General features: G+C 61.3%; 16 protein-coding genes. 7 read left to right on the forward strand and 9 right to left on the reverse strand.

All coding sequences use genetic code 11. From position 1 onward, the window contains the following. Window positions 1-85: 85 nt before the first annotated feature. Both BLQ01_RS11855 and BLQ01_RS11860 read left to right on the forward strand, forming a co-directional pair. A complete protein-coding gene (locus BLQ01_RS11855; RefSeq protein WP_026540751.1) occupies window positions 86-1156 on the forward strand; it encodes a cytochrome bc1 complex Rieske iron-sulfur subunit in 1071 nt (356 codons plus the stop codon). Next, on the forward strand, window positions 1134-2807 hold the full coding sequence (locus tag BLQ01_RS11860; RefSeq protein WP_026540752.1) for a cytochrome bc1 complex cytochrome b subunit: 1674 nt from the start codon (window positions 1134-1136) through the stop codon (window positions 2805-2807). The genes BLQ01_RS11855 and BLQ01_RS11860 overlap by 23 nt, the downstream gene beginning before the upstream one ends. Before the next feature lie 150 nt (window positions 2808-2957). On the opposite strand, the gene BLQ01_RS11865 is transcribed toward BLQ01_RS11860, so the two are convergent. Next, the gene (locus BLQ01_RS11865; protein ID WP_026540753.1) at window positions 2958-3749 is read right to left on the reverse strand and encodes a GntR family transcriptional regulator; all 792 of its coding nucleotides are present in this window, start codon (window positions 3747-3749) and stop codon (window positions 2958-2960) included. Window positions 3750-3907: 158 nt separating this feature from the next. Here BLQ01_RS11865 and BLQ01_RS11870 point away from each other — a divergent pair, with 158 nt between their 5' ends. Then, window positions 3908-4201 carry an HPr family phosphocarrier protein gene (locus BLQ01_RS11870; protein WP_091551875.1) on the forward strand — a complete coding sequence of 98 codons (294 nt, stop codon included), beginning with the start codon at window positions 3908-3910 and terminating at the stop codon, window positions 4199-4201. A gap of 99 nt (window positions 4202-4300) precedes the next feature. Here the strand turns inward: BLQ01_RS11870 and BLQ01_RS11875 are convergent, their stop codons facing one another. The 5 genes from BLQ01_RS11875 to BLQ01_RS11895 all read right to left on the reverse strand — a co-directional run bounded on the left by BLQ01_RS11875 (window position 4301) and on the right by BLQ01_RS11895 (window position 9488). Further along, complete coding sequence (locus BLQ01_RS11875) at window positions 4301-4702, reverse strand: cytochrome c oxidase subunit 4 (protein WP_026540755.1); 402 nt, start codon at window positions 4700-4702, stop codon at window positions 4301-4303. Next, window positions 4699-6423 (reverse strand): aa3-type cytochrome oxidase subunit I, encoded by a 1725-nt coding sequence (gene ctaD, locus BLQ01_RS11880; protein ID WP_011774899.1) that lies wholly within the window; start codon window positions 6421-6423, stop codon window positions 4699-4701. Before ctaD ends, BLQ01_RS11875 begins: the two co-directional genes overlap by 4 nt. A gap of 10 nt (window positions 6424-6433) precedes the next feature. Further along, complete coding sequence (gene coxB, locus BLQ01_RS11885) at window positions 6434-7306, reverse strand: aa3-type cytochrome oxidase subunit II (RefSeq protein WP_091551876.1); 873 nt, start codon at window positions 7304-7306, stop codon at window positions 6434-6436. Window positions 7307-7489: 183 nt separating this feature from the next. Then, complete coding sequence (locus tag BLQ01_RS11890) at window positions 7490-7879, reverse strand: HesB/IscA family protein (protein ID WP_026540757.1); 390 nt, start codon at window positions 7877-7879, stop codon at window positions 7490-7492. 175 nt (window positions 7880-8054) lie between these two features. Next, on the reverse strand, window positions 8055-9488 hold the full coding sequence (locus BLQ01_RS11895; protein WP_091552005.1) for a dipeptidase: 1434 nt from the start codon (window positions 9486-9488) through the stop codon (window positions 8055-8057). A 115-nt stretch (window positions 9489-9603) separates the two neighbouring features. Here BLQ01_RS11895 and BLQ01_RS11900 point away from each other — a divergent pair, with 115 nt between their 5' ends. Continuing rightward, on the forward strand, window positions 9604-10197 hold the full coding sequence (locus tag BLQ01_RS11900) for a DUF3043 domain-containing protein (protein ID WP_026540759.1): 594 nt from the start codon (window positions 9604-9606) through the stop codon (window positions 10195-10197). Between the two features lie 134 nt (window positions 10198-10331). On the opposite strand, the gene BLQ01_RS11905 is transcribed toward BLQ01_RS11900, so the two are convergent. Then, window positions 10332-11411: a quinone-dependent dihydroorotate dehydrogenase gene (locus BLQ01_RS11905; RefSeq protein WP_091551878.1), complete on the reverse strand. Its 1080-nt coding sequence runs from the start codon at window positions 11409-11411 to the stop codon at window positions 10332-10334. 68 nt (window positions 11412-11479) lie between these two features. Between BLQ01_RS11905 and BLQ01_RS11910 the strand changes: the two genes are divergently transcribed. Genes BLQ01_RS11910 through BLQ01_RS11920 form a run of 3 tightly spaced genes read left to right on the forward strand, consistent with a single transcriptional unit; the run spans window position 11480 to window position 15267 of the window. Beyond that, window positions 11480-13177: an FAD-binding dehydrogenase gene (locus tag BLQ01_RS11910; RefSeq protein ID WP_091551879.1), complete on the forward strand. Its 1698-nt coding sequence runs from the start codon at window positions 11480-11482 to the stop codon at window positions 13175-13177. Window positions 13178-13186: 9 nt separating this feature from the next. After that, a complete protein-coding gene (locus BLQ01_RS11915; RefSeq protein WP_091551881.1) occupies window positions 13187-14197 on the forward strand; it encodes an alpha/beta hydrolase in 1011 nt (336 codons plus the stop codon). Continuing rightward, on the forward strand, window positions 14194-15267 hold the full coding sequence (locus tag BLQ01_RS11920) for an alpha/beta hydrolase (RefSeq protein ID WP_026546860.1): 1074 nt from the start codon (window positions 14194-14196) through the stop codon (window positions 15265-15267). The genes BLQ01_RS11915 and BLQ01_RS11920 overlap by 4 nt, the downstream gene beginning before the upstream one ends. A gap of 15 nt (window positions 15268-15282) precedes the next feature. Here BLQ01_RS11920 and BLQ01_RS11925 read toward each other — a convergent pair whose 3' ends face one another. Both BLQ01_RS11925 and recO read right to left on the reverse strand, forming a co-directional pair. Beyond that, on the reverse strand, window positions 15283-16107 hold the full coding sequence (locus tag BLQ01_RS11925) for an isoprenyl transferase (protein ID WP_026546861.1): 825 nt from the start codon (window positions 16105-16107) through the stop codon (window positions 15283-15285). 2 nt (window positions 16108-16109) lie between these two features. Next, window positions 16110-16862: a DNA repair protein RecO gene (gene recO / locus BLQ01_RS11930; RefSeq protein WP_026540765.1), complete on the reverse strand. Its 753-nt coding sequence runs from the start codon at window positions 16860-16862 to the stop codon at window positions 16110-16112. Window positions 16863-16881 lie beyond the last annotated feature (19 nt).

Consider the following 16881-nt stretch of genomic DNA (forward strand, 5'->3'; position numbering starts at 1 on the left):
AAAAACTTCTGCTGCACTGTCAGCAGTTTGAAACTGAAAATAACTCGGCCCCGGCCGAGACAACGAGAGAAGGATGAGGCGAATTATGGGCAACCATAGTGACGGCAGTCCGAACCACTCGGGCACCGTAGCTACGGCTGGTCAGAATGAGGTGGAGAAGTTCCAGGATCCTGGGCTTCCTCCGCATCGTTTGCGCCTGGCTGACACGGACCCGGTAGCCGCAAAGCGAGCCGAGCGTCAGGTAGCCATTCTGTTTGGCACCTCCGTCATTGGCACGCTGGTCTTCCTGGTGGCGTATTTCGCCATCGACCTGGGCGACGACACCACCATTGCGACCATCCGTACCCAGAACCTTCTTCTGGGACTGGGTACGGCCTTTGCCATGCTTGGCATCGGCACCGGCATCGTGCACTGGGCCAAGGCCCTCATGCCCGATCACGAAGTCTCTGAAGAACGCCACGCCATCCGTACGGAAGAGGATCGCCAGGCAGCTGTCCGGATCGTCGACGACATCGTCGAGGAAACCGGCATCAAGCGCCGCCCGCTGATCCGCAACACCCTTCTTGGTGCCGTTGCGCTTGCCCCGCTGCCTGCTCTCGCCATTTTCGGCGACCTGGGCCCCCGCCCGGACGACGCTTTGGCACACACCATGTGGGCTCCGGAGGGCGGAAAGCTCAAGCGCCTGACCCGCGACCCTGATGGCACCCCCATCAAGGCCTCCGATGTCACCATTGGTTCAGCGTTCCACGTCATCCCTGAAGGTCTCAACGAGCTCCACGAGGGCAAGCTGAACGAAAAGGCCAAGGCCGTCGTCCTGCTGATGCGCCTTGACCCGAACTCTTTGAACCCCTCCGAGGGCCGCGAAAACTGGAGCTACAACGGAATCGTTGCCTACTCCAAGATCTGCACGCACGTTGGCTGCCCCGTTGCTCTCTACGAGCAGCAGACGCACCACCTTCTGTGCCCGTGCCACCAGTCCACATTTGACCTCACGCAGGAATGCAAGGTCATCTTTGGGCCGGCTAGCCGTCCGCTCCCCCAGCTGCCGATCGCAGTTGACGCAGAGGGCTACCTCGTCGCCACCAGCGACTTCAGAGAACCTGTAGGACCGAGTTACTGGGAGCGTGACGAGCATGAGCGCCTCATCAACAGCTGAAGCCCCCTTCGTTCCGAAGACCAAGGTTGGTAGTTTCACCAACTTCGTGGACGAGCGTGTGGGTGGCTCCGGCATCCTGCGTGAGTTCGGCCGGAAGGTCTTCCCCGACCACTGGTCATTCATGTTCGGTGAGGTGGCGCTGTACTCCTTCGTCATCTTGCTGATGTCAGGTACCTTCCTGACCTTCTTCTTCGATCCGTCCATGGCGGAAACCCACTACCAGGGTTCGTACACTCCGCTGTACAACGTAGAAATGTCCGTGGCATACAGCTCGTCCCTGAACATCTCCTTCGATGTCCGCGGCGGTCTGTTCATGCGTCAGGTACACCACTGGGCGGCACTGCTGTTCGTGGCCTCCCTGGGTGTCCACATGCTGCGCGTGTTCTTTACGGGTGCTTTCCGCAAGCCGCGTGAAATGAACTGGGTAGTCGGCGGTGTGCTGCTCATCCTGGCAATGGCAGCCGGCTTCACTGGCTACTCGCTCCCCGATGACCTGCTTTCCGGCAACGGCCTGCGCATCATCGATGGCGTTATCAAGTCCATTCCGGTGATCGGAACGTACATCTCGTTCTTCCTCTTTGGAGGCGAATTCCCCGGCACAGCCATCATTGGCCGCCTCTACGTGCTGCACATCCTGCTTGTTCCTGCGCTCATCCTCCTGATGATCGTGATCCACCTGTTCATGGTGGTTGTCCACAAGCACACCCAGTACCCCGGCCCGGGACGCAACGACGGCAACGTCGTGGGCTACCCGCTTGGCCCGGTCTACGCTGCCAAAGCCGGTGGATTCTTCTTCATCGTCTTCGGCGTCCTGGCACTGATGGCTGCGGCGTTCACGATCAACCCGATCTGGAACTACGGCCCTTATGATCCCTCCCCTGTGTCGGCAGGCACCCAGCCTGACTGGTACATCGGTTTCGTTGACGGTGCTCTGCGCTTGATGCCTGGCGTCGTCAATGACTTCCACTTCGAATGGATCATCTTCGGCCGTGTGCTGACCTTGAACGTCCTCCTGCCGGCCCTTGTACCCGCAGGCATCATCTTCACCGTTCTGTTCATGTACCCGTGGATCGAACGTTGGATCACCAAGGACAACCGCGAGCACCACGTTCTCGACCGTCCCCGCAACGCCCCCACCCGTACGGCGATCGGCGTTGCAGGTTTCACCTGGTACTGCGTGATGTGGGCGGCTGCTGGTTCGGACCTCATCGCCACGCACTTCCACGTCTCGCTCAACGATGTGACCTACTGGCTGCGGACACTGTTCTTCATTGGCCCGATCATCGCCTTCGTAGTGACCAAGCGCATCGCCCTCGCTCTCCAGCGCAAGGACCGTGAGATTGCCCTGCACGGCCGGGAAACGGGACGCATTGTCCGTCTCCCCCACGGTGAGTTCATTGAGGTCCACGCTCCGCTGGACGAGTACAAGCGCTACAAGCTTGTTGGGTTCGAGTCACCGGCTCCCCTGCCGGCAGAACCGAACGAGCATGGCGTTGTCACCCGCAAGGAAAAGCGGCGTGCGGCGCTGTCCAAGTGGTTCTTCGAGGACCGTGTTGCTCCGGCAACACCGGCAGAGCTCGAAGCCGCCCACGCGCATGGCCACCATGAAGCCATTGAAGCTGGCGAAGACCAAAAGAGCCTGAGCCACTAACGCTTGGGTAAATATGGGAAGGGCCCGGTCCATTGGACCGGGCCCTTCCCTTTTGCTTTATAGCCATGGTGTCATTTACAGCCATCGTGTTACCGCAGTCAGGGTCTCTAACGCGGCCTTGGTTTTGCCCTGCGACCGTTCCAGTGCCTGCTAAGGCTGTGTACGGTACCCGGAGGAGTAATTACGGGTGGGCCTGACTCCTGGGCGCTGCAGGGGCACCCAGAGCTTGTATCGGTCGGCCCGGTAGTAGGACACGGAATAGTCCACCATCGCCCGTGCCACGAATGCATGGCGTTGGATCTTCAACAAGGGAGCTCCGACGTCGACGTTGAGCAGCCGTGCAGTGGAAGGGGAGGCCGCCGTGGCCTCGATCATGTCTTCACCCCACTCCATCACCAAACCAAAGCGTTCGCTCAGTACGTTGTAGAGGGACGTCGGAGGCGCTTCGTCCAACAGGCCCGGAACCCGGTGCGCCGGAATAAAGTTCTCATCCACGCTCATCGGTTCATTGTCTGCAAGCAGCAATCTCCTGAACCGGACCAGTGGGGTGCCTTCCTCCAGCTGAAGCTCCCGGGCAAGAAATGCACTCGCCGAGATCTGCTCGAAGCTCAGGACTTTCGCGGCAGGGACCATGCCACGCCGCTGCATTTCCTCGCTGTATGATGTCAGTTTTACTTGGAGGTCCAGTTTTGGCTTCCTGACGAAAGTTCCCAACCCCACTACGCGTTCGAGGACCTCCTCACCCACGAGGGCGTCAATGGCTTGACGCACCGTCATCCGTGCCAGACCGAAACGGTCCGAGAGGTCCCGCTCTGATGGGAGCGCAGAACCCGGAGGGCAGGATTGCGCGATGAACGCCCGCAGGATTTCACGGAGCTGAACATAAATTGGAGTACCGCTGGTTCGATCAATCTCGCCCGCGATGCTTGCTGCCTCAGGCACTGCAGCAGTCCGGCAATTGAGTCATGCTTCAAGGATAATTCAGCGGTGCTACAGGTCTAGACCACAGAAGCCCCGTATGGAGCAGGCGGTCCCTGGAAGCTAGGCTTGGATGGACAATTTTGCGACGGACCATCCGTCAACTCACCAAAGGAGCCAGGTTGCCGGAGTCGAGGGCCATCGTTGCCGCGGAAGTTGGATTACATGCCCGGGCAGCAGCCGTATTCGTTCGTGCCGTTACCGACACGGGGCTGGCGGTCACCATACGCAAACACGATGGTCGGCCCGTTGACGCCCGTTCCCTGCTGGAAGTCATGACTGAGGACTTCGGGCATGGATGTGAGGTTCTTCTGGAGGTCGCCACAGACGCCCTCACGGATGGGCAAAGCGTTGCAGCGGCCGAGAACGCACTGACAGCCCTTTCGGCCCTCATCGAAGCCACAGAAGCCCGCTGAGCTCGTATCTGGCAGCCGCAGTCGATCGCAGGTATGCAAAATGGGCCCCGCCGGATGGCGGGGCCCATTTCTTATAAAACTTACTGGTGATGATGCGAACTAGTGCGCGTGGTCTCCACGGCTGTATTCGAAGACCCAACCAATCAATGCCACGATGGCAAGGCCGCCCGCGACGTAGGTCACCCAGAAACCAATTGCGAGGCCGAGGAATCCACCGGCACACGCCAGACCAAGAACCAAGGGCCACCAGCTCCAGGGACTGAAGTGTCCCTGCTCGCCGGCACCTTCGTGGACCTCTGCGTCAGGGCGGTCTTCAGGACGCAACCCAATCCTCTTGCCGGTGAAGCCCAGGTAGGCACCGATCATGCCGGCAAGGCCACCGACCAGGAGGATGCCAAGGACACCAACCCATTCGTTCCATTCCGTCAGGAAGCCGTAGGCGATGGCTACCGGGACGAAGAAGAAGACTCCGGCTCCGAAGAGCCACGATTCAATTTTCATTTGCTGACGTCCCTTTGGTCGGCGTTACCCAAAACAGCTGCTGCGGGTGACGGGGCCTCGGCGGTGTGGACCTGGGCCAACTCAGGGTGGTGAAGGTCCAGTGCCGGGCGCTCAGAGCGGATACGGGGCAAGGAGGTGAAGTTGTGGCGCGGCGGCGGGCAGGATGTTGCCCATTCCAGGGAAGCACCGAAGCCCCACGGGTCATCCACTTCTACCTTCTTGTTGCTGCGCCAGGTGATGTAGACGTTCCAGAAGAACGGCAGGAGCGAAGCACCCAGAACGAAGGAGGAAATCGTGGAGAACTGGTTCATCCAGGTGAAGTTGTCCTGTGGCATGTAGTCGGCGTAACGGCGCGGCATGCCCTCTACACCCAACCAGTGCTGGATCAGGAAGGTGCCGTGGAAGCCGAGGAACAGCAGCCAGAAGTGAATCTTGCCAAGCCGCTCGTTGAGCATCTTTCCAGTCCACTTGGGCCACCAGAAGTAGAACCCAGCGAACATCGCGAAGACCACCGTGCCGAAGACCACGTAGTGGAAGTGGGCCACCACGAAGTAGGAGTCCGAAACGTGGAAGTCCAGCGGGGGCGAGGCCAGGATGATACCCGTCAGGCCACCGAAGAGGAACGTCACCAGGAAGCCGATGCTCCAGAGCATGGGGGTCTCAAAGGTGATGGAACCCTGCCACAACGTACCGATCCAGTTGAAGAACTTCACGCCGGTAGGCACTGCGATCAGCATGGTCATGAAGGCGAAGAACGGCAGCAGTACGGAGCCGGTCACATACATGTGGTGGGCCCATACGGTGACGGACAGCGCCGCGATGGCAATGGTCGCGTATACGAGACCCTTGTAACCGAAGATCGGCTTACGGCTGAAGACCGGGAAGATCTCCGAAACGATGCCGAAGAACGGCAGGGCGATGATGTACACCTCGGGGTGGCCGAAGAACCAGAACAAGTGCTGCCAGAGGACTGCACCGCCATTCTCGGGATCGAAGATGTGGGCACCAAAGCGGCGGTCTGCACCAAGTGCGAACAGTGCGGCGGCCAGCGGCGGGAAGGCCATCAGCACCAGGATCGCGGTAACAAGCGTGTTCCAGGTGAAGATCGGCATGCGCCACATGGTCATGCCAGGGGCACGCATGCAGATGATGGTGGTGATGAAGTTGACAGCACCAAGGATGGTGCCAAAGCCGGACAGCGCCAGGCCGAAGACCCAAAGGTCTCCACCGACTCCGGGGCTGAATGTGGTATTCGACAACGGCGCATAGGCGAACCAGCCAAAGGAGGCTGCACCCTGCGGGGTGATGAAACCGGACACCGCGATGGTGGAACCGAACAGGAAGAACCAGAAGGCCAAGGCGTTCAGTCGCGGGAAGGCGACATCGGGGGCACCGATCTGGAGCGGCATGATCACGTTGGCGAAGCCGGCAAACAGCGGTGTCGCGAACATCAGGAGCATCACGGTGCCGTGCATGGTGAACATCTGGTTGTACTGCTCTTTGGTCTGCAGGATCTGCATTCCGGGTTCGAACAGTTCAGCGCGGATCAGCAGCGCCATGACGCCACCGAGGCAGAAGAACACGAAGGACGCGATCAGGTACATGTACCCGATGGTCTTGTGGTCGGTGGAGGTAATCCAGTTGACGACAATGCGTCCCTTGGATTTAGGAACTACGGGAGCTTCTAGGACCCCCGGTGCGGATTGAGTGTACGTAGCCACGTCGCTCCCCTTACTTGGTTTCGTTCAGGTTCGGGTTGCGGTCGTATTCCGCACCGAGGAGGCCCGTGTTGCCTTCCTGGCGAAGCTTGTCCATGTGTGTCTGGAACTCAGACTCGGAGACAACCTTGACGCGGAAAAGCATTTCGGAGTGGTACTCGCCACAGAGTTCGGCACACTTGCCATCGAAGGTGCCCTCCTTCGTGGGGGTGAACCTGATGTAGTTCGTCTTGCCGGGGATCATGTCGCGCTTCTGAAGGAAGGCGGGAACCCAGAATGAGTGGATGACGTCGCGGGAGTTCAGCTCCAGGTCCACGGACTTGCCAACAGGCAAGTACAGCGTGGGGAGCAGTTCCTTGTCGACCTCGTTGCCGGTCAGGTGGGCCTGAACGCCGGCTTCGTGGAGGTCCTCGTTGACGACCTCACCCTTTTTGTAGTTGAAGTCCCAGGCCCACTGCTTGCCGCGGACGTCAACAACGACGTCGGCCGGCTGGGAGCGGTCATCGATCGCACGCTGGTCCTGGTCGGTGAAGTAGAAGAACACCAGCACCATGAACAGCGGGATGGTCAAGTAGAAGACCTCAAGCGGCAGGTTGTAGCTGAGCTGCTTCGGGAATCCCGTGGTGCCCTTGCGGCGTCGGTAAGCGATGATGCACCAGACCAGGAGGCCCCACGTAATAATACCGACTGCCAAGGCGGCGATCCATGAGTTGACCCAGAGGTCCATGATCCGGTCAGTGTGGTTGGTCGTGCCGCGCTCTGTAGGCAGCCAACCCTTCTCTACCTCTGGTGAACATCCGGTCAAAACCAACGCGCCGGCTAGTGCCAAGCCAGTGATCGATGTGATCTTTATGCGTCGGCTGCCGGTTCGGTTCTGCGAACTCACAGACGGCCCTTCCTCTTGTTGCTGTCTCCCGGCAGGCCGAAGGCTCACCGGGCACACTAAAAGTTTTACTACCCGATGTAGAGCTTACCGCTATCAGGCGGTTTTCGCGCACATGTCAGCGCCGTGGCTCCGATTGGTTTAAAACCCATCCGAAGTGGCGCCGACATGCGGCGATGGCTCACATCAGTGGAACGAATCACCGCAGGCGCAAGACCCGCCGGCATTCGGGTTGTCGATGGTGAAGCCCTGCTTCGAAATGGTGTCCTCGAAGTCGATGCTGGCACCACTGAGGTAGGGAACGCTCATCTTGTCCACTACGACCTCAACGCCGTCGTAGTCACGTACAGCGTCTCCATCAAGCAGTCGCTCATCGAAGTAGAGCTGGTAGATCAGACCGGAGCAACCGCCAGGCTGGACTGCAACGCGCAGCCGAAGGTCGGTGCGCCCTTCCTGTTCCAGGAGGCTGCGGACCTTGCCTGCGGCGACGTCGGTCAGATTGACCTCGTGCGTGGCCAGTTCGTCGTTGGCGACGAGCTGTTCTCCGGTGCTGTTTTCGTTGGTTGCAGTGCTCATTGGCCTACCTTCTTATGAAGCTCCTGGCGGCGGCGCCGGAACGCTGCACGCCCTTACCCAATTACATACGGGTTATACCTAATGCTACGTCGCACAGACGCTTAGCTATAACTCTTGACGTAACCACGCCCAGCATTGTGTTGTTCCCTGCCTGCCTCCCTTGGGAGAGCAGTGGTCAGTCCCCGAGTCCCTCAGCATTAAGCCTGGCCAGCATCAACGCTTCAGCCAGTACGGCGTGCCGGAAATCTCCGATGTGCAGGGACTCGTTGGCGCTGTGTGCCCGGGAATCGGGATCTTCCACTCCCGTCACCAGGATCTGGACGTCCGGATAGAGGTCCGTGAGATCTGAAATGAACGGAATGGAACCGCCGATTCCCATTTCCACGGGCTGGACACCCCATGACTCGCCAAGTGCCCACAGGGCTACCTTTGCAGCTGCCGAGGAAGTATCGGTGGAGAAGGCATTCCCCCGCTCCCCCGGAGTGAACGTCACTTTGGCCCCAAATGGCGCATGGGAGTCAAGGTGTGCCTTAAGCGCCTCCATGGCAAGATCCGGATCCTGGCCCGGAGCCAAGCGCATGCTGAACTTAGCCCGCGCGGCCGGAATCAAGGTATTGGAGGCAACATCGACTGACGGTACATCCATCCCAATGATGGAGAGCGCAGGCTTGGTCCACAGGCGGGAAGCAATGGTCCCGCTGCCGGCGAGCTTCACGCCGTCGAGCACTGAAGCGTCCGCGCGGTAGTCCTCTTCTGCCAGATCCACTGCTACGTCGTCGCGGGCCACCAGGCCATCAACTGCAACATTGCCGTCGTCATCATGCAGGGTGGCGATAAGCCGCGAGATCAAGGTCGGAGCATCGAGCACGGGTCCGCCAAACATTCCGGAATGGACTGCGTGGTCCAGGACACGTACCTCGAAGGTGCCATCCACGAGCCCCCGGAGGCTGGTTGTCAGCGCGGGAACACCGACTTTCCAGTTGCTGGAGTCCGCCACCACGATGACATCGGCACGCAGAAGCTCCTGGTGCTCTTCCAGGAAGGTCCGGAAGGTGGGCGAGCCGGCTTCTTCTTCACCTTCGAAGAAGAACGTCACACCCAGCCCAAATCCGTCGCCCAGGACTTTGGTCACGGCACTGTAGGCAGCCAGATGCGCCATGATTCCAGCCTTGTCATCTGCCGCACCGCGACCGTACAGCCTGCCCTCACGCTCCTCGGCCACAAAGGGCTCGGAGTTCCACAGGCTGCTGTCGCCCGGAGGCTGGACATCGTGGTGGGCATACAGCAGGATGGTCGGCTTGCCCTCCGCGGCCGGACGGCGCGCGACGACGGCCGGGCCACCTGGGGTGCCGTCGGCCTTGTCACACCGCAGTATCCGGACATCGTCCATGCCCGTCGCTTTGACCAATGCGGCCACAGCCTCGGCGCTGCGGTCCAGTTCCTTGGGGTCGAAGCTTGCCCAGGCAATGCCCGGAATGCTGACGAGGTCTTTCAGGGATTCCAAAGTGGTGTTGAAGGAATCGTTGACGGCTACGGTAAGTGCCTCCACTTCAGTAGTGCCGGCGTGCCCTTGCTTGTTCTGCGGGATCTCCGCATGTGCTGAAGTCATGGCCACACTTTACCGCCGTGGTTTCGGCGGCGATGGCAGGCGCGGCCAGCCGCCGTCGGTCCCGGCAAGCGGTCCACGTAACCTGCGCCACCTCCGCGAGGGGTATTCTGTAGGGGTGTTCGGACGCAAAAAGGAAGAGCCCAGCGCTCAATCAGTAGTAGACCAGGCCTACGCCACCGCCACGGAGGCAGGTGCCGGAAAGGGCACCCCCACCCCCAAGCGGAAGGACCAGGAAGCAGCACGCAAGCGCCCGCTGGTTCCCAATGACCGCAAGGCCTCCAAGGCTGCGGAGCGGGTAGCCATCCAGGACCAGCGCCAGAAAATGCGGCAGGCCCTGGATACAGGCGACGAGAAATTCCTGCCCCTTCGCGACAAGGGACCCCAGAAGCGTTACACACGTGACTACGTAGACGCACGGTTCAGCCTGGGCGAGTACCTCATGTTCGGGGCATTGTTGTTCGTGGTGATTTCCCTGATCATTCCTCCCACGAGCGCCGGCATCAGCTACGTCCTCATTGGGTTCTGGATCATGTTCCTGGCGGTCTTCGTTGACGTCTTCATTCTTTCCCGTCAGCTGCGGAAGCGGCTCACCGCGAAGTTCGGCGAGGTGGAACGCGGGTCCGTCTGGTACGGCTGCATGCGCGCCCTTCAGTTCCGTAAGCTCCGGCTTCCCAAGCCCCAGGTGAAGCGCGGGCAATACCCGGCCTAGCGCCCCACTCCAACAGAAACAGGAAGACCCCGGACCATTGGTCCGGGGTCTTCCTTTACGTTGGGCTCCTGCTCTGCAGGGACGCGTGGACGTTCGCCGCCGCGTTAGGGACCCGCCGGCCCGTACACGGGGACCTACCGTCCCGCGTTCGAACGGATTTTAGCGAGGCCTTTGTTGATGCGGGATGCCCAGAAGGGGCCCTCGTAAAGGAAGGCTGTGTAGCCCTGGACGAGGGTCGCGCCGGCATCCAGGCGAGCCTGGACGTCAGCGGCGCTCTCCACTCCCCCTACCGCGATGAGAACAAGCTGATCACCGACCGCGTCCTTGAGCCTGCGCAGTACCTCGAGGGAACGCTGCTTAAGGGGAGCGCCCGACAAGCCACCGGCACCCAGCGACTGAACCTTGGCCGCATCCGAAACAAGTCCCTCGCGTGAAATGGTGGTGTTCGTGGCGATGATTCCGTCCAGCCTAAGATCCAGCGCCAGCCGGGCGACGTCGTCAATGTCCTCGTTGGACAGGTCAGGGGCGATCTTCACCAGTAACGGAATGTGCCGCCCTGCGGCTTCATCCGCGGCGTCTCCCACGGCCCGCAGGAGCGGCCGAAGGGTTTCCACGTTCTGCAGCAGGCGGAGACCAGGGGTGTTGGGAGAGCTGACATTGACTACCAGGTAGTCGGCCGCGGGTGCCAGGGTGCGCGCACTGACGAGGTAGTCCTCAATGGCGTCCTCGAGCTCAACCGCTTTGGTCTTGCCGATGTTGACACCGATGACCGGGCGGATGTCCGGGTGTTTTCTTTGCAGGGCAGCCCGCGCGGACTTGAGCCGCGGCGCAACGGCCGCGGCGCCGTCGTTGTTGAATCCCATGCGGTTCACCACTGCGCGGTCCTCAATAAGGCGGAACAACCGGGGCTGCTCGTTGCCCGGCTGAGCCTGCCCGGTGATGGTGCCCACCTCTACGTGTCCAAAACCGAGCTCAGCCAGGGCCTCGATGCCATGGCCCTCCTTGTCAAAGCCAGCTGCCAGACCGAACGGCGAGGGAAAGGTCAGGCCCAACGCCTCTGTCCGGAGTGAGGCTTCAGGTGCCGTCAGCCGGGCAAGGATTCGGCCGGCGCCGGAGCGGTGGGCCGCCCGGATCCCTTGGAAGCCGATTTTGTGGGCCTTTTCGGCATCCATCCAGGAGAAGGCCAGCTTGAAGAATGTGGGGTAAACACGCATGGTCCTAGTTTTCCGGTTTCCGGACGACTCACCAAACCCGTGACCGACGATGCCGCTAGCATGTACGCATGCCGCCGACTAATAGTGACGCAGATCATGTGAGCAGCAACAGGACCACTGCCGGTATCACCGCCGATGTCGTGGTGGTGGGTGCCGGTTTATCGGGCCTGGTGTCCGCAGCCACAGCCTATGCCGCCGGCAAGACGGTGGCCGTGCTGGACCAGGAACCCGAGGCCTCAGTGGGAGGCCAGGCCCATTGGTCCTTCGGAGGCCTTTTCTTGGTGGACACCCCCGAACAACGGCGGCTTGGCGTAAGGGACAGCGCCGAGCTTGCCCTCTCCGATTGGTTTGCCTCAGCTGCCTTCGACCGGGTTCAGGACAATAATGCCCGCCAGTGGGCAGAGTCTTATGTCCACTTCGCAGCGGGCGAGAAGCGGGCCTGGCTCAAGAGCCTTGGAGTCGGTATCTTTCCCTTGGTCCAGTGGGCTGAACGCGGAGGCTACGGAGCCCAGGGCCATGGCAACACTGTCCCCCGCTTCCATGTCACCTGGGGAACGGGCCCGGCGTTGGTGGAACCCTTCCTCGCGAAGGTGATGGAGGGCGTTCGAGCCGGCCGCATCAGCCTGCACTTCAGGCACCGCGCCCTTGCCGTGGACATGACCGCAGGCCGGGTCACCGGCGTGACGGGCGAGATTCTTGAAAGCTCGACGGCGGTGCGGGGCCAGGCATCCTCGCGGCTGCCTGTCGGTGCCTTCACGGCACATGGCGGAGCTGTGGTGGTCACCACGGGAGGCATCGGCGGCAACCACGAAGCGGTCCGCCGCCAATGGCCCGGTGGCAACGCCCCTGCTGACATGTTGAGCGGAGTGCCCGCCTCCGTTGATGGCCGGTTCCTCCCGGAAGTCGAGGCCCTTGGAGCTGCACTGATAAATGGCGACCGGATGTGGCACTACCCCGAAGGCATCCACAACTATGACCCCGTCTGGCCCGCGCACGGAATCCGGATATTGCCCGGGCCTTCGTCCCTGTGGCTGGATGCCCAAGGCTGCCAATTACCGGCACCGCTCTTCCCTGGCTTTGACTCGCTGGGAGCACTGCGCCACATCGTGGGAACGGGACATGGATATTCATGGTTCGTCTTGAACCGAACCATCGCGTTGAAGGAACTAGCGCTCTCCGGGTCGGAACAGAACCCCGATCTCACAGGAAAAGACCTCCGGCTGCTCGCATCCCGCTTACGACCAACAAGCGACACGCCCATCCAGCGCTTCATCGATCAAGGCGTCGACTTCATCCAGGCATCATCGCCGTCGGAACTGGCCTCCCAGATGAACCACCTCGCGGGAAACTCCTTCATCGAAGCGACGAAGCTCGAATCATTGATCGAAGCCCGCGACCGCCAAGTTACAAGCGGCCTTGGTAAAGATCCCCAACTTGCCGCGATCCGGGCAGCGCGCCGGTTCGCCACGGACAAACTGATGCGGGTCGCTCCCCCTCATCGCCTCACAGACCCTTCCCATGGCCCCCTTATGGCAATCCGGCTTTCCGTGGTGACGAGGAAGAGCCTGGGCGGCCTCGCAACTGACTTGCGCTCCCGGGTCCTTGATGCCGACGGACTGCCCATCCCGGGGCTTTATGCGGCAGGTGAGGCCGCAGGGTTCGGCGGTGGTGGCATCCACGGTTACAGGGCACTGGAAGGCACGTTCCTTGGCGGCTGCCTGTTCACAGGGAGGGCAGCCGGGCGGGACGCGGCCGCCAGTGTCTAAGCTAAAGCCATGGAGTGGACGGCTGACATCCTGGGAACAGACTTCCAATCCTGCGGCATTGATGCCTCAGGACCTGACGGTGTGATCCGCCATGCCACCCTGATCCGGCACAGGGCGGAAGAACACCCAACTGGCATCGTTCCGCGTTCCTACGGCGCCGTCCTGTTTCTCCATGGCTGGAGCGACTACTTCTTCAACACCGAACTTGCCAGGTTCTGGGCCGGGCAAGGCTACGATTTCTACGCCCTGGACATGCACAATCACGGCCGAAGCCTGCAGAGCGACATGCCCGGCGGCTACGTGGCAAACCTGATGGACTACGATGCCGAAATTGACCAGGCGCTTGCCGTCATCAAGGACGACGCCGGTTCTTCGCTTTCGGGCAAAGTGACCCTGATGGGGCACTCGACGGGGGGACTGATCGCCGCACTGTGGGCCAGCCGCCATCCGAAGTCCGTCCAGTTCCTGATCCTTGACAGCCCTTGGTTGGAAATGCACGGCAGTTCGCTGGTGCGGCGGACGGCGCAGGCAATGGTGGCTCCCCTTGCCAAACTACGGCCCGAAACCGTCCTGAGGCTGCCGGAGAGGGGTTTTTACTTCCGGAGCATCAGCAGCACTGCGGAGGGTGAATGGGCGTTGGATGAAAAGTACCGTCCGCCGCTGGCTTTCCCGGTCCGCGCCGGCTGGCTCAGCGCCGTATTCGCCGGACATGCACAGGTTGCCCGCGGGCTGAACCTGGATATTCCGGTCCTTGTCCTGACATCTTCGGCCAGCGCCAATGGAATGGTGTGGCGGGAATCCATGCGCCGTTCGGATGCCGTGCTGGATGTCAGCGTCATTGCGCTCAGGGCCATGGCACTGGGCCGGAGCGTAACTTTGGAACGCATCGACGGCGGCCTCCACGACGTTTTCCTTTCGGCACCTGCTGTGCGGAAGGACGCGTACGCCAGGCTCGCGCGCTGGATCAAAGGTTTCATGCAGGCCGATGTGCCGGCGGACATTCATCAGGGGGACGAATGAACACCACAGAGGAGAGCCCGACCCAATGGCGACGGGACGTCCTGGGCCACGGTTACGAATGCCTTGACCTTCCACTGAAGCCTGACGACGAAGGCCCCGTCCATGCCACCCTCATCCGGTACGCCCCACCCGCACCCCAGGCTTCCCAGAATGGCATCCTGGACTTCCTGTCAACTTTCACCAAAAGAAAGCGCCGGGCAGTCGCGGCCGACCCAGGCGGAGCACCCCGGGTTGTCCTCTATCTGCACGGTTGGGCGGACTACTTCCTCCAGACCGAGCTGGCGGAGTACCTCACGGCGTCGGGCTTTCACTTCTACGCACTGGACCTTCGGAAATTCGGCCGCAGCCTTTTGCCCGGGCAGACCCCGGGCTACGTCACGGACCTCAATGCCTACGATGAGGACCTGGCTGCGGCGCTGCTGGAGGTGGAACGGGACGTAGCTGTTCGGACCGGAAACGCCGCGCCGCCGACCATCCACATGCTGGCCCATTCCCTGGGCGGCCTCATAGCGGCGCTCTGGGCTGATCGCAACCCGGGCCGACTGGGTACTTTGGTCTTGAATTCGCCATGGCTCGAGCTTCAGGGCAGCAGCCTTGTCCGCAGCATCGCAATGCACTTGGTGGAACCATTTGCACGCACCGATCCCAAGCGCCCGTTCCGCTTTCCTGAGATGCCGGCTTATTGGGAGAGCGTCAGCAATGAAGCACATGGCGAATGGATCCTGGATCCCCTGTGGCGCCCGCGGGCTTCGTTCCCTATTCGTGCCGGGTGGACCAAGGCCGTCCTGGCCGGGCACGCTGCCGTGGAACGAAAGCTCAATATCGACGCACCCGTCTTGGTCCTGTTGTCAGGCCGGACACGCATCCAAGCTGAATGGACCCCTGACTTGATGCGTGCCGATGCGGTCATCGACGTCGAGGAAACCTCGCGGAGGGCGCTTGGTTTGGCCCGCCGCACCGCCGTCTTCCGGTACCCGGGGGCACTCCATGATGTGTTCCTGTCAAGGCGCACTGTGCGGCAGCAGGCGTATCGCGATGTAGCAGTCTGGCTGGCCGCGTACCCCTATTGATGTAGCAGGGGCATGCTACTTGCCCGCGGCGGCGGCATCCACGGCACCGCCATAGCGCCTGTCGCGCTTGGCATAAATCTCGACGGCGTCCCACAACGTCCGCCGGTCGACATCCGGCCACAGCGTGTCCATGAAGACGAACTCAGCGTAGGCCGACTGCCACAGCAGGAAATTGGAGAGCCGCTGCTCTCCCGAACTGCGGAGGAAAAGGTCAACATCAGGCAGGTCGGGCTCATCCAGGTATTTCTGGATGGTTTTCTCCGACACCGATCCTGGTTTCAAGCGACCCGCTGCGACATCGTGGGCGATGGCGGAGACGGCATCGGCAATCTCGGCGCGTCCGCCGTAATTAACACACATGGTCAACGTGCAGGTGTCGTTGGCCTTGGTATATTCCTCGGCTTCCTCGAGTTCCTTGATGACCGACCCCCACAGTTTTGGACGCCGGCCGGCCCAACGGATGCGCACTCCCCATTCGTCAAGCTGGTTCCGCTGGCGTCTTAGTACATCTTTGTTAAATCCCATCAGGAAACGGATTTCCTCGGGCGAACGCCTCCAATTCTCGGTTGAAAAGGCATACACGCTGACATACTTGATTCCGAGTTCGATCGCGCCGGCCATCACATCAAGAAGTGCCGGCTCTCCGGCTTTGTGCCCCTCTATGCGTGGCAGCCCGCGCTGGTTTGCCCAGCGCCCGTTGCCGTCCATGACAATTGCCACGTGCTGCGGAATGAGTTCTTCCGGGATACGGGGCGGCACCGCACCGGAGGAATGCTTGTATGGGGCCAGAACCGGTGCCGTCCTGGCCGTCGTCGTCGTGCTCTTCTTTCCAAGTGCCACTGTCAGCTTCGCTCCACGTGTTTGAGTGATTTCAACGCCCGTTCCAAATGCCATTGCAGATAGGAGGCCACCAGTCCGGCAGCTTCGCGTCGATGCCGGGGATCGGAGGCATCGGCAACCCCCCAATTGCCGGTCAGCAAAGCACCAAGCAACACCACAGTCTCCGCAGCGGGCGCCGGCGAACCCGGCGGGCGGCAGTCGCTGCACACCATGCCACCAACAGGAGCGGCAAAGGCGGTGTGCGGACCCGGCCGGCCGCACCGGGCGCAATCAGTAAAGCTGGGAGCCCAACCTCCAGTGGCCAAAGCCCTGAGCAGGTACGAGTCCAGGATCAGTTCGGGTGGATGGTCTGAACGGCTCAAAGCGGCCAGTGCGCCCACCAGCAGGTTGTACTGCGCGGTCCCGGATTCGGTATCGGCATCGGTGAGTTTCTCGGCGGTTTCCGTCATGGCTGCAGCTACGGTGAACCGGCCATAGTCGGCAGCAATACTGCTGCCGTACGCACCCTTGGCCACGGCCTGCGTGACGATGTCCAGAGTGCGTCCTGAGACAAGCTGCAGATCCGCCACCATGAAAGGCTCAAGGCGGGCTCCGAAACGGCTGCTGGTCCTCCGCACGCCCTTGGCAACGGCACGCACTTGCCCATGGTGTTTGGTCAGGAGGGTGATGATGCGATCCGCCTCGCCCAGCTTGTGGGTGCGGAGCACCACGGCATCGTCCCTGTAGGACCGTGCTGCAAACGACGGATTGGCCACAACTAATCTTCGCACTATG

It is taken from the genome of Arthrobacter sp. UNCCL28, assembly GCF_900102805.1.
Classification (GTDB): Bacteria; Actinomycetota; Actinomycetes; order Actinomycetales; family Micrococcaceae; genus Arthrobacter; species Arthrobacter nicotinovorans_A.

Excerpts from the sequence above, each read along its gene's own strand:
- BLQ01_RS11855 (WP_026540751.1), top strand. The coding sequence starts at position 86 with ATGGGCAACCATAGTGACGGCAGTCCGAACCACTCGGGCACCGTAGCT.
- BLQ01_RS11895 (WP_091552005.1), bottom strand. The coding sequence starts at position 9,488 with ATGACTTCAGCACATGCGGAGATCCCGCAGAACAAGCAAGGGCACGCC.
- BLQ01_RS11915 (WP_091551881.1), top strand. The coding sequence starts at position 13,187 with ATGGAGTGGACGGCTGACATCCTGGGAACAGACTTCCAATCCTGCGGC.
- BLQ01_RS11905 (WP_091551878.1), bottom strand. The coding sequence starts at position 11,411 with ATGCGTGTTTACCCCACATTCTTCAAGCTGGCCTTCTCCTGGATGGAT.
- BLQ01_RS11920 (WP_026546860.1), top strand. The coding sequence starts at position 14,194 with ATGAACACCACAGAGGAGAGCCCGACCCAATGGCGACGGGACGTCCTG.
- BLQ01_RS11890 (WP_026540757.1), bottom strand. The coding sequence starts at position 7,879 with ATGAGCACTGCAACCAACGAAAACAGCACCGGAGAACAGCTCGTCGCC.
- BLQ01_RS11910 (WP_091551879.1), top strand. The coding sequence starts at position 11,480 with ATGCCGCCGACTAATAGTGACGCAGATCATGTGAGCAGCAACAGGACC.
- BLQ01_RS11860 (WP_026540752.1), top strand. The coding sequence starts at position 1,134 with ATGAGCGCCTCATCAACAGCTGAAGCCCCCTTCGTTCCGAAGACCAAG.
- BLQ01_RS11875 (WP_026540755.1), bottom strand. The coding sequence starts at position 4,702 with ATGAAAATTGAATCGTGGCTCTTCGGAGCCGGAGTCTTCTTCTTCGTC.